This window comes from Kribbella sp. NPDC051936, from assembly GCF_040680955.1.
Lineage (GTDB): Bacteria > Actinomycetota > Actinomycetes > Propionibacteriales > Kribbellaceae > Kribbella.
The window spans coordinates 255,757-266,739 of record NZ_JBFAXS010000002.1 but is presented as its reverse complement, the minus strand read 5'-3'; the positions used below and the strand labels follow the sequence as shown (position 1 = coordinate 266,739).

The window sequence follows — 10,983 nt, the reverse complement described above, 5'->3', positions numbered from 1 at the left end:
CAGCGAGGAGAGGATCTGCATCAGGTATCAGGCGTGGCGACGTGGCAGGCGGCTTGGTGGTTCTTGCCCAGGGTGCGGAGGACCGGGGTTTCCACGTGGCAGCGATCGACGGCCAGGGGACAGCGCCAGCGGAAGCGGCAGCCGGGGGTGGGGTCGATGACCTTGGGAGGTTCGCCGGTGTCGCCCTCGATGCCGGTCGTCAACGGTGCGCGCGGATCCGGTACGGCGCCCAGCAGGAGATCCGTGTACGGGTGCTTCGGGTTCTGCAGGACCGACTCGGTCGGGCCGGTCTCGACGACGTGCCCGGCGTACATGATCATCAACCGGTCGGCGACGTAGCGGGCGCTCGCGATGTCGTGGGTGATGTAGAGGAACGAGACGCCCTCGGAGCTGCGCAGTTCCGCCATCAGGTTCAGCAGCCCGATCCGGATCGACACGTCGAGCATCGACACCGGCTCGTCGGCGAGGATCAGCTTCGGCTTGTGCGCCAGCGCCTGCGCGAACCCGATCCGTTGCCGTTGGCCACCACTCAACTCGTACGGGTACCGCTGCATGATGTCACCGGCCGGCGACAACCCGACCGCCTCGATGACCCGCTCCGCCTCCTCGAAGCGCTGCGTCCGCGACAACGACCCACGATGCAGCTTGAGCGACCGCAGGACACCGTGCGACACCCGGAACGCCGGGTTCAGCGAGCTGAACGGGTCCTGGAACACCATCGGTACGTCGCCGCGGTACGACAGCTGGTCCTTGCGGGAGCGGTACGTCGACATCGCCCGCCCCTGGTAGAAGATCTCGCCGCCCGTCGGCCGGTACACCCCGGCCAGCAGCCGCGCGATCGTGCTCTTGCCGCTCCCACTCTCGCCGGCGAGCGCGACGATCTCCTGCCGGCCGATCGAGAAGTTCACGTCGTCGACCGCGTGCAGCAGTTGCCGGGAGAACCCGCGGCCGACGCGGAAGTGCCGCGTCAGTCCCTTGGCCTCGAGCAACGGCGCCGCGGCGGTGGAAACGGTCTCCGCCTGGGAGATGTCGGCGGTGGTCACTGCGCCTCCCGTACGAGATCAGGTACGTGCAACAGGCAACGAGCCTGGCCGCCGCCGCCCACCTGGTACAGGTCCGGGGCGATCTTCGGGCAGTCCTCGAACGCCTTCGGGCAGCGCGGCTGGAACCGGCAGCCCGGTGGGGGATCGGCCAGGTTCGGCGGACTGCCCGGGATGCCTGTCAGCGGCACCTTCGGCCCGCGGATCGACGGGAAGGCGTCGAGCAGCCCGGCGCTGTACGGGTGCTGCGGCGCGTCGAACACCGCGCGCGTGTCGCCGAACTCGACGACCTGCCCGGCGTACATCACGACCAGCTTGTCCGAGAAGTGGCTGACCAGCGACATGTCGTGCGTGACGAAGATGACCGCGAACCCGAGCTGCTTCTGCAACTCCTTGATCTGCACCATCAGCGACCGCTGCGCGACCACGTCGAGCGCGGACGTCGGCTCGTCCATGATGATCAGATCGGGCGTGAACAGCAGCGCCATCGCGATCATCGCCCGCTGCCGCATCCCGCCGCTCAGCTGGTGCGGGTAGCTGCGCAGGTGGATCGGGTCGATGCCGACGAGCCGCAGGACCTCGGCCGGGCGGTCGTCGCCGACCGTCTCGTCGTGCGCCATGATCGCGTCGTGGAACTGCGCCCCGATGCTCTTCACCGGGTTCAGGGCGTTCATCGCGCTCTGCATCACGACCGAGAAGTCGCGCCACCGCAACGCGGACAGCTGCTTCTCGGTCATCGTCACCAGGTTCTGCCCCTGGAAGTTCACGCTGCCGCCGGTGATCGCGGCCGGCGACGACAGCAGCTGCGCGATCGCGAACAGCAGCGTCGACTTGCCGCAGCCGGACTCGCCGACGATGCCGACGAACTCGCCGGCATGCACGTCGAGGTCGACCTGATCGACCGCGACGACCGGGCGGTCCCCGGTGTCGTACGAGACGGTCAGGTCCCGGACCTCAAGAAGCTGCCTGCTCTCAGTGTTGACGTGCACGTCGCCTCCGAACCGGCCGCAGCGCGGGGTTGCTGATCTCGTCGAACGCGTAGTTGAGCAGGGCGAAGGACACACCGAGCAGGGCGACCGCCAGGCCCGGCGAGAGCGCCCACGCGGGCAGGCCGTTCACCAGGGCGCCCTGGTTCTGCGCCCAGTAGAGCATCGTGCCCCAGCTCAGCGAGTTGGGATCGCCGAGCCCGAGGAACTGCAGGCCGGCGGCGGTCAGCACCGCGTACAGCGCGGCGCCGAGGAAGTTCGCGACGATCAGCGAGATCATCGTCGGCAGCACCTCGACCACGATGATGTACGAGCGCCGCTCGCCGCGGACCCGCGCCGATTCCAGGAAGTCCCGGTTCCGCAGCGACAGCGCCTGCGCCCGCATCTGCCGGGCGCCGTACGACCACCCGGTCAGGATCAGCACGATGATGATCACGGTCAGGTTGCCCTTGCCGGCGTAGGTCGCCAGCACGATGATCAGCGGGAACGTCGGCAGGACCAGGAAGATGTCGGTCAGCATCGACAGCCCGTCGTCCGCGAACCCGCCCAGGTATGCCGCGGAGACGCCGATCAGCACCGACAGGATCGTGGCGCCGAGGCCGGCGACCACTGCGATCACCAGCGATTCCCGGGTGCTGTAGATCAGCTGGGCGTACACGTCCTGCCCGAGTCCCGTCGTACCGAGCCAATGCTCGGCGGACGGCTTCTGCAGCGGCAGGTCGCCGATCGCCTGTGGATCGTGGTGCGCCCCCGGCACGAACACCGCCGGGAAGGCGGCGAGCAGGATGAACAGGAGCAGCAGACCCGCCCCCACCATGGCCTTGCGGTTGTGCAGGATGGCGCGGAACAGACCACCACGCGGGCGGCGGGCCGCACCCGACACCGGGGCCGACGCACCGGCAACGACTGCGCTCATCGGTTATCCCTTCGTCCGGGCTCGGGGATCGAGCAGGAAGACCGCGAAGTCGCAGAGCAGGACACAGATCAGCACCGCCAGCGTGACCAGGAGGAAAAGGGCCTGCAGCAACGGGTAGTCGGTGCTCACCGTCGCGTTGTAGAACATGTAGCCGAGCCCGGGGTAGTTGAAGACGTACTCGACCAGGATCGTTCCGGAGATCACGAAGCCGAGCGACATCGCGAACCCGGACAGGTTGGGCAGGAACGCGTTCCGCCCGGCGTACCCGAACATGATCCTGCGGTTCGGGATGCCCTTCGCGCGGGCCATCCGGACGTAGTCCTCGGCCAGTGTGGTCACCATGTTGTTCCGCATGGTGAGGATCCAGCCGCCGACCGCGGTGATCAGGATCGTCGCGGCCGGCAGGATGCCGTGCTTGATCACGCTCCAGGCGAACTCCCCGGTGAACGCCGGCGTCAGGCCCTGGTCGTAGTTGAAGTCGTTCGGCAGGATCGGGTTGCTGCCGATCGCGAACAGCGAGATCAGCAGCAGCGCGACCCAGAAGTACGGCAGCGCCGAGGTGACGATGAACACCGGCGGGACGATCCCGTCGATCAGGCCGCCGCGCCGCCAGCCGGCCACGGTGCCGATCAGCGTGCCGATGACGAACGCCAGCACGGTCGCGATACCGACCAGGCCGAGCGTCCACGGCAGCGCGTCGCCGATCAGCGTCGTCACCGGGACGCCGAGGCTGCTGCCGATCGACACGCCCCAGTGCCCGGTGACCATCGACCTCAGGTACTCGCCGTACTGCAAGATGATGTTCTTGTCCGGGTCGAAACCGAACTCGGCCAGGACCGTCCGCAACTGCTCGGGCGTCACCACCGCGCCGCCCTTGCTCAGCCGTTGCCGTAGTGCTTCCTCGGGGCTGCCCGGCATCATCCGCGGGATGAAGAAGTTCAGCGTCATCGCCGCCCACAGCGTGAGCACGAAGAACCCGAGGCGTCGTATCAGGTATCGCACTCCCACCAGCTCCTCGTGCTCACGCTTGTCAGATCCTCACTACTTCTGGGCGGACTTCGAGTACAGGTTGGTCAGCACCTGGCCGACGTCGGGGATGTTGTACGGCGCGGGCTGCGCGTACGGGTTGTCCTGGGTCGGCCAGCCGTCCAGGTCCTTGGTGTTGTACTGGTACCAGTCGACCGACTCGGTCGTCGGGATGAGCGGCACGTCCTTGATCATGTACGACGAGATCTGCTTGATCAGCTTGACCTGAGTGTCCGGGTCCGCGGCGGCGTACTGGTCGAACAGCTTGTCCACCTCGGGCTTCATGTAGCGCGAGTAGTTGCTGTTCGCCTGCTTGCCGATCGGCGCCGAGTTCTTCGAGTACAGCAGCTGCCGCAGCTCGTAGTACGGAGTCGGGCCGCCGGACAGGCTGGAGTACGCGAGGTCGTAGTCACCGGTGTACAGCTTCTGGTTGTACGACTGCTGCTGCAGGTCCTGGATCGTCAGCTCGATCCCGACCTTCGCGAGCTGCTGCTTCACGACCGCCAGCGACGCGTCCCAGTCGGTGTAGCCGGTGACCGTGATGACGCTCAGCTTCAGCGGGTTCGACTCCGAGTACCCGGCGGTCTGCAGCAGCTGCTTCGCCTTGTCCGGGTTCGGCTTGTCGTACCCGGCCGCGGCCAGCGCGTCCTTGTCGAAGTACTTGTCGAAGGTCGGCGTCACCACACCGGTCTGGTTCGCGGCCGGCTGGTACCCGCTCTCACCGATCTTCGAGATCTGCTCGCGGTCGAGCGCGTACGCGATCGCCTGCCGGACCTCGAGCTTGCTGGTCGCCGGGCGGGACGGGTCGTTGTTCGGGACCAGCGCGACGTTCGCGGTCGGCGGGAACCAGTAGTTGTTCTCCGGCGACTTCGCCTTGTAGAAGTTGTCGATGTTCGGGATGTACTGGCCGCCCCACTGCGCCTTGCCGCTGGCCAGGTCGAGGTTGGCCGGGTTGTTGTCCAGGTACGCCGGGTACTGCACCTTCTCGACGTACGGCTTGCCCGGCTGCCAGTAGCTGCCGTTGGCGACGTACGAGATGTTGTTGGGGCTGCACGACTCGACGGTGAACGGCCCGGTGCCGATCGGCTTGGTGTTCGTCCAGGTGGCGGGCTTCGAGGCGGCCTCGCCGGTCGACCAGATGTGCTTCGGCACGATGCCGACCTGGCCGGCGAAGTTGAAGAAGTACGGCTCGGCCGCGGACTTGAACTTCAAGGTGACCTTGTTGCCGGCGGCGGTGACGCTGGTCAGGCCGGCGCCGGTCCACAGCGAGTACAGGTCGAGCGCGGGCTGCTCCTTCATCCGGTTGAAGGTGTAGACGACGTCGTCGGCGCTGAACGGCTGGCCGTCGCTCCACTTCACGCCGTCGCGGATGGTGAAGTCGATCGAGTCCTTCTTCGGCGACCAGGTGAACGCGGTGGCCAGCATCGGCGTGGTGGCGCCGGCCTTCAGCACGTTGACGAACGTCAGCGGCTCGTAGACGAAGCCGAGCGCGACCTGGTTGACCGCCGGGTTGAACGGGTTGAACTGGCACGGCCAGGTCTGCCCGCCGACGTTCGCGATCGTGACGGTGCCGCCCTTCTTGTGCTCGCCGGTGGACCCGCCGCCGCTGCTGCTCGACGACGACGGGTTGGACGACGCCGCGTTCCCGATCGGCTTGTCGCCACCGCCGCATCCGGCGGTCAGTGCGCCGACCGCCAGGGCGGCGACGGCGATGCGTGTGATGCCCCTCATCGTCTTCTGCCTTTCGCTACTGGAATCCTGCTCATGCGAATGCTTCCGCGCCGAGGACGGCGCCTGCTGCCTCGACGCCCAGGGCGAGCGCCCCGATCAGCGGCGCCTCCGTCGGGAACCGTGCCACCGAGAGCTCCGGCGGAAACGGGACGGCCGCGTCGAGGGCGCGACGCAGGCCTGGTTCGAGCTGGTCCCAGGACCGGACCAGCCCGCCGCCGACGACGATCCGGGACGGGTCGACCGCGATGGCCAGGTTGGCCAGGTGCAGGGCCAGCTCCCGGACGAACTCGTCGGTGAGGACGGCGGCCGCCGGCTGGCTGCGCGCCATCGTGAAGACGTCGGCGGCCGTGACCGGTCGCCCGAGCCGGGCGGTGCCGGTGGTCTCGAGCGCCTGGCCGCTGACGACGTGTTCCAGGATCGTGCGCCCGTCGCCGCCGGCGTACACGTCCGCGGCGGAGCGCAGGTTGTAGCCGATCTCGCCGGACGCGCCGTGCGCGCCGGTGATCACGGTGCCGCCGGCAACGATCGCGACCGCCAGACCGGTGCCGAGATTGACGTACAGCGCGGGGTCGCAACCCGCCAGCGCGCCCCACCGCAGCTCGGCCTCCGCGGCTGCCTTCACGTCGGTGGCCAGCCGGACCGGTACGCCGGGGAACGCGTCCCGCACCAGCCGCCCGAAGGGCAGCTCGCCCCAGCCCGGGAAGGTGGGAGCCAGCTCGACGCGGTCGTCGTACGGGATGCCCAGCGTGGCGGCGCCGACCCCGGCCAGCTGCTGGCCGGGGGTGAGCAGCTCGTGCGCCGCGGCGAGGCTCCGGGTGAGCGCCTCGGCGGCGTCACCGGATCCGTTCCGGCTGTCGATGACCGTCCCGCCCAGCCGGCGGCCGGTGAGGTCGCCGACGGCGAGTGCGATCTTCGTCCCGCCGAAGTCCAGCCCGAGGACGACCGGTGTCGAAACCACAGGGTGGCACCTCCTCGCGCCGACCAATAGAATCGATAGGAAACTAACTTAACAACCAGCGGACCACAAGCCTTAACTCCGACTTGGTGGCCGAGTTGTTAGCGAGCGAGGGGGTCGACGTGACAGTTGTCGCCGGCGGGGCGCGACCACAGCTGATTCGCGAGATCAACGAGCAGGTGCTGCTCGACCACATCAGGCGGTCCGGCCCGATCTCGCGCACCGAGCTCGCCGGGCTCACCGGTCTCTCGAAGCCGACGGTGTCCGCCGCGCTGGGTTCGCTGGAACGGACCGGTCTCGTGCACGTCACCGGCCAGCGCACCGGCGTGCCCGGGCCGGCCGCGAGTCTGTACGAGGTGCGGCCCGAGGCCGGGTTCGTGCTCGGACTCGATGTCGGGCGCGAGTACCTGCGCGGCGGTATCGCGGATCTCGCCGGCACCGTGCGCAGCAGGCTGAGCGTGCGGACCAAGGCCGGCGACGCGATGGCGCGCGTTCAGGAGCTCGTCGATCTGACCGCGACGCTGGCTGCCGAGGCGGGGATCGAGGTCGGGCAACTCACGCAGACCGTGCTCGGCAGTCCCGGTGTCTACGATCCGCGGCTCGACGCGTTGACCCTGACCGGCAGGCTGTCGGGCTGGGATTCGCCGGCGACGCTGGCCGCGCTGCGCGAACGCTTCGGTCCGTCGCTGATGATCGAGAACGACGTCGACGCGGCCGCGATCGCGGAACGGGTGCACGGCCACGGCAGGGACGTCGAGAGTTTCGCGTTCGTGAGCGTCGGCACCGGTATCGGCATGGGCCTGGTGCTCGACGGCAAGCTCCGGCACGGGTCGCACGGAGTGGCAGGGGAGATCGGGTACCTGCCGTTCACCGAAGGAAGCGGCAGCGACCCGCGCGACGCGCGCAAGCGGGGCGGGTTCGACGCCTCCGCGTCGGCGGCAGCCGTCGTCCGCGCAGCGCGCCGGGCCGGTGTCCGCGGCGCCGCGACGGCGGAGAAGGTGTTCGCGGCCGCCGCGCGGGGCGACGTACTGGCCGCTGCGGTCGTTGCGGAGGAGGCCTTGCTGGTCGCGAAGGCGGTGTGCACGGTGATCACCGTCGTCGATCCGGACCTGGTCGTGCTCGGCGGCGGTATCGGCCAGGCTCCGGGATTCCTCGAGGCCGTCACCAAGCAGCTGCGCCAGCTCGCGCCGGTGATGCCGGAGGTGAAGGCGAGCGTGCTCGGCACCGAGACCGTGGTGGCGGGCTGTCTTGCCGCCGGCGTCGACCGGGCGTGGCAGACGCTGGTCGGAAACTCGGCCGCCTAACCGGACGCAGACCGTCCGGAACCGCGGCTAGGGTGCGAGCCATGGCTATCGCAATGTATCCAGCGTTCGTCCTGGATTGTCCTGACTCGGCGCGGCTCGCGCAGTTCTACGGCGAACTGCTCGGCTGGAAGGTCGAGTCCCGCGAGGGCTGGGCGGAGATCCGCCCGGAGGACGGCAGCAACTGCATCTCCTTCCAGCAGGTGGCGGACTTCAAACCGCCGACCTGGCCGACCCAGGACGTCCCGCAACAGCTGCACCTCGACGTCATGGTCCGCGACCTCGACGAGGCCGAACCGGAAGTCCTCGCGATCGGCGCCACCAAGCCCGACCACCAGCCCGGCACGTCGTTCCGCGTCTTCCTGGACCCGGCCGGTCATCCGTTCTGCCTCTGTGTTGATTGAGGATAGATTGAGACGGTGACGAGCTGGCGGGAGGAACGACGGCAGGCGGCCGCCGAGCACGGCGCCGCGCTGGAACGCAAGCGGGCCGCCGAGGCCGCGCAGGCGCGTGACCTGCTGGCCGGCTTCGTCGCGACGATGAACGAGCGCGGCGTGCCGCCCGAGCCGCTGCGGGCCCAGGTCGTCGGGTCGAACGCCAGCTACCGCACGGATCTGACCGGGTGGTACCTGCGCCGCAACCGCTCGCTCGCCGTGGACGTCGACGGCAACTTCTACATCCTCGGCGTACCCGCCAGCCTGAAGTCCCGCGTCGCCGGGGTGCGGGTCCGGCCGTCCGACCCGCCGCTCGTCGTCGGTCAGGGCGCCCGCGACGGCGAGTCGATGCCGCTCGCCGAGCTGCTACGCCTCCGGCTCGAGTCCTAGCACGCTCGCGATCAACGCCGTGCCGGGCGCCGTCCGGCCGCCCGGTCCCGGCGACGGCTCGACGTCGCCCATGTCCAGCGCCTCGCCGCACTCCGAGCAGCAGACCGTCGGGGTCGTCAGCTTGCCGCAGGTCGAGTGCGTGAACCGGATCGGCTGACCCGCCGGGGGAGTCGCCCAGCGGTCGCCCCAGGCGGTGAGGGCCATCAGGATCGGCACGAGCTCCCGGCCCGCCTCGGTCAGCTCGTAGCTGTAGCGCACCGGGTTCTGCTGGTACGGCGTCCGTCGGACCAGGCCGCCGTCGACGAGTGTGGCGAGGCGGTCGGTGAGCAGGTTGCGGGAGATGCCGAGGTCGGCGACGAACTGGTCGAAGCGGTTCAGGCCGAGGTAGAGATCGCGCAGGACGAGCGGCGTCCACCAGTCGCCGATCAGCTCCAGGGACTGGGCGAGCGAGCAGTGCATCGAGGCGAAGCTGGTGTTCCGCATGCCCTGAGTGTAGTCAGTTGCGTTATTGAACTCACTGGCCCTACGGTGGGCGCATGGGGATCTACCACCGGATAGTGGCGCGACAGGTGCGGAACGCGTTCGCACAGATCAGCGAGGGCAACTGGGAGGCGATGGTGGCCGGGATGGCGCCGTCGTTCACGTACCGGTTCTACGGAGACCATGCGCTCGGCGGCGAGCGGCGGACCCACGAGGCGCTGCGACGCTGGTGGGAGCGGTGCTTCCGGCTGCTGCCGGGGACGCGGTTCGACGTACAGGACGTGATCGTCAGCGGGTGGCCGTGGAACACGCAGGTCGCGACCGCGGTCACCGTCCACGTCAACGTCGTGGACGGGTCGACGTACGAGAACGTCGTGCACCAGTTCCTGCGGATCAGGTGGGGAAAGATCACCGAGGTCCGCACCCTCGAGGACACGGCCGTCCTGCAACGCACCCTCGACCGCCTCGCCGCGGCCGGCTACCCCGAGGCCCACGCGGAGCCGATCGTCGGCTGACGAGATCTTCCGCCGCCGGGCTCGGGCATCTACCTTGTGGGGGCATTTCCCTGCGAACGATCCGGAGCGAGCCATGCGGTCGAAGACCTGGAGAACATCCGTAGCCCTGACGTCTGCCGCCGTGCTGACCCTGGCGGCGCTGGCGGCCCCCGCCGCGGACGCGAAACCGCCGACGGGCGCCACGACGGCCAAGGCGCTCGTCTTCATCCCGAACCCGGTGCAGTCGAGCGGCGACGAGTCGCTCACCGACCAGAAGGACTCGGCGACGGCCGTGCCGCGGGGCGCCTACTACGAGGTGACGCTGACCGACCTGGACGGCTCGGGGTACCTGAGCGGCACCTGGGCGAACGTGCGCAGTACGACCGGCACCCCGGCGTACACCACGAACGGCACCTACTTCTACGACCGGCACGACGACCAGTTCGAGCAGGTGATGTCGTACTTCTGGGGGACCGAGGCGCAGAAGTACCTGCAGTCGCTCGGCTTCGGCAGCACCCTGCCCGCGGTGAACGCGGAGAGCCAGGACTACAAGGTCGACCAGTACGGCGTGGACAATTCGTTCTCATGGGACAAGCACGACACCATCACGCTCGGCAAGGGCGGCGTGGACGACGCCGAGGACGGTGAGGTGATCGTGCACGAGACCGGTCACGCCGTGCACGACGCGCAGGTGCCGGGCTTCGGCACGTCGCTCGAGGCCGGGTCGATCGGCGAGGCGTTCGGCGACTACTTCGCGGTGAGCGTCGGCTACTGGGTCGCGAAGAAGTCCGGCGTACCGATCCAGGCGGATCTGGCGTGCGTGATGGACTGGGACTCCACGTCCTACACGTCGACCGTCCCGCACTGCCTGCGCCGTCTCGATGCCGGCAAGCACTACCCGGAGAGCGTCGTCGGCGAGGTGCACGCGGACGGCGAGATCTGGTCGCAGGCGCTCTACGACATCCGTCTGGCCCTGGGCCCGACGGTGGCGGACCGGATCATCATCGACGCGCAGTTCGACTTCGACCCGGACACGAGTTTCGCCGCCGCTGCCGCGAAGACGGTCGCGACCGCGCGGTCGCTGTACGGTCCGAGCCAGGCTTCCGCCGTACAGAAGGCCTTCGCGGATCGCGGCATCGTCTGACGTTTTCCGGGCCCGGCCGGAAACTCGGGTGCGTTTTGTCGGTGCGGCCGGTTACGGTCGGTCGAGTGCTGACGTTGCTGCGGTAC

General features: G+C 68.9%; 12 protein-coding genes. 5 read left to right on the top strand and 7 right to left on the bottom strand.

Going from position 1 to position 10,983, the window contains the following annotated elements:
- Positions 1-20: 20 nt before the first annotated feature.
- The 6 genes from AB0L64_RS06910 to AB0L64_RS06885 are packed head-to-tail and all read right to left on the bottom strand — an operon-like array spanning position 21 to position 6,657.
- On the bottom strand, positions 21-1,043 hold the full coding sequence (locus tag AB0L64_RS06910) for an ABC transporter ATP-binding protein (RefSeq protein WP_363708567.1): 1,023 nt from the start codon (positions 1,041-1,043) through the stop codon (positions 21-23).
- Entirely contained in the window at positions 1,040-2,029 is a 990-nt protein-coding gene (locus AB0L64_RS06905) for an ABC transporter ATP-binding protein (RefSeq protein WP_363708565.1), read from the bottom strand. Before AB0L64_RS06905 ends, AB0L64_RS06910 begins: the two co-directional genes overlap by 4 nt.
- Positions 2,013-2,942 (bottom strand): ABC transporter permease, encoded by a 930-nt coding sequence (locus tag AB0L64_RS06900; protein WP_363708563.1) that lies wholly within the window; start codon positions 2,940-2,942, stop codon positions 2,013-2,015. Before AB0L64_RS06900 ends, AB0L64_RS06905 begins: the two co-directional genes overlap by 17 nt.
- 3 nt (positions 2,943-2,945) lie before the next feature.
- Positions 2,946-3,950 (bottom strand): ABC transporter permease, encoded by a 1,005-nt coding sequence (locus AB0L64_RS06895; RefSeq protein WP_355692103.1) that lies wholly within the window; start codon positions 3,948-3,950, stop codon positions 2,946-2,948.
- Positions 3,951-3,983: 33 nt separating this feature from the next.
- A complete protein-coding gene (locus tag AB0L64_RS06890) occupies positions 3,984-5,699 on the bottom strand; it encodes an ABC transporter substrate-binding protein (protein WP_363708561.1) in 1,716 nt (571 codons plus the stop codon).
- A gap of 31 nt (positions 5,700-5,730) precedes the next feature.
- Positions 5,731-6,657 carry an ROK family protein gene (locus AB0L64_RS06885; RefSeq protein ID WP_363708559.1) on the bottom strand — a complete coding sequence of 309 codons (927 nt, stop codon included), beginning with the start codon at positions 6,655-6,657 and terminating at the stop codon, positions 5,731-5,733.
- Positions 6,658-6,776: 119 nt separating this feature from the next.
- Between AB0L64_RS06885 and AB0L64_RS06880 the strand changes: the two genes are divergently transcribed.
- From AB0L64_RS06880 to AB0L64_RS06870, 3 genes are read left to right on the top strand one after another with little or no spacing between them, the layout of a single operon-like run.
- The gene (locus AB0L64_RS06880) at positions 6,777-7,958 is read left to right on the top strand and encodes an ROK family transcriptional regulator (RefSeq protein WP_363708557.1); all 1,182 of its coding nucleotides are present in this window, start codon (positions 6,777-6,779) and stop codon (positions 7,956-7,958) included.
- 41 nt (positions 7,959-7,999) lie between these two features.
- Positions 8,000-8,359 (top strand): VOC family protein, encoded by a 360-nt coding sequence (locus AB0L64_RS06875; protein ID WP_363708555.1) that lies wholly within the window; start codon positions 8,000-8,002, stop codon positions 8,357-8,359.
- 15 nt (positions 8,360-8,374) lie between these two features.
- Entirely contained in the window at positions 8,375-8,779 is a 405-nt protein-coding gene (locus AB0L64_RS06870; protein ID WP_363708553.1) for a hypothetical protein, read from the top strand.
- On the opposite strand, the gene AB0L64_RS06865 is transcribed toward AB0L64_RS06870, so the two are convergent.
- Positions 8,756-9,262: a helix-turn-helix domain-containing protein gene (locus AB0L64_RS06865; RefSeq protein ID WP_355692115.1), complete on the bottom strand. Its 507-nt coding sequence runs from the start codon at positions 9,260-9,262 to the stop codon at positions 8,756-8,758. The two genes, AB0L64_RS06870 and AB0L64_RS06865, sit on opposite strands and share 24 nt — an antisense overlap.
- Positions 9,263-9,315: 53 nt before the next feature.
- Here AB0L64_RS06865 and AB0L64_RS06860 point away from each other — a divergent pair, with 53 nt between their 5' ends.
- Together AB0L64_RS06860 and AB0L64_RS06855 are read left to right on the top strand one after the other, a co-directional pair.
- Positions 9,316-9,774: a nuclear transport factor 2 family protein gene (locus AB0L64_RS06860; protein ID WP_363708551.1), complete on the top strand. Its 459-nt coding sequence runs from the start codon at positions 9,316-9,318 to the stop codon at positions 9,772-9,774.
- Between the two features lie 73 nt (positions 9,775-9,847).
- The gene (locus tag AB0L64_RS06855; protein ID WP_363708549.1) at positions 9,848-10,897 is read left to right on the top strand and encodes a M4 family metallopeptidase; all 1,050 of its coding nucleotides are present in this window, start codon (positions 9,848-9,850) and stop codon (positions 10,895-10,897) included.
- Positions 10,898-10,983: the final 86 nt, after the last annotated feature.

Coding starts and splice junctions, on each gene's coding strand:
- AB0L64_RS06900 (WP_363708563.1), bottom strand. CDS start 2,942: ATGAGCGCAGTCGTTGCCGGTGCGTCGGCCCCGGTGTCGGGTGCGGCC.
- AB0L64_RS06890 (WP_363708561.1), bottom strand. CDS start 5,699: ATGAGGGGCATCACACGCATCGCCGTCGCCGCCCTGGCGGTCGGCGCA.
- AB0L64_RS06875 (WP_363708555.1), top strand. CDS start 8,000: ATGGCTATCGCAATGTATCCAGCGTTCGTCCTGGATTGTCCTGACTCG.
- AB0L64_RS06865 (WP_355692115.1), bottom strand. CDS start 9,262: ATGCGGAACACCAGCTTCGCCTCGATGCACTGCTCGCTCGCCCAGTCC.
- AB0L64_RS06860 (WP_363708551.1), top strand. CDS start 9,316: ATGGGGATCTACCACCGGATAGTGGCGCGACAGGTGCGGAACGCGTTC.
- AB0L64_RS06855 (WP_363708549.1), top strand. CDS start 9,848: ATGCGGTCGAAGACCTGGAGAACATCCGTAGCCCTGACGTCTGCCGCC.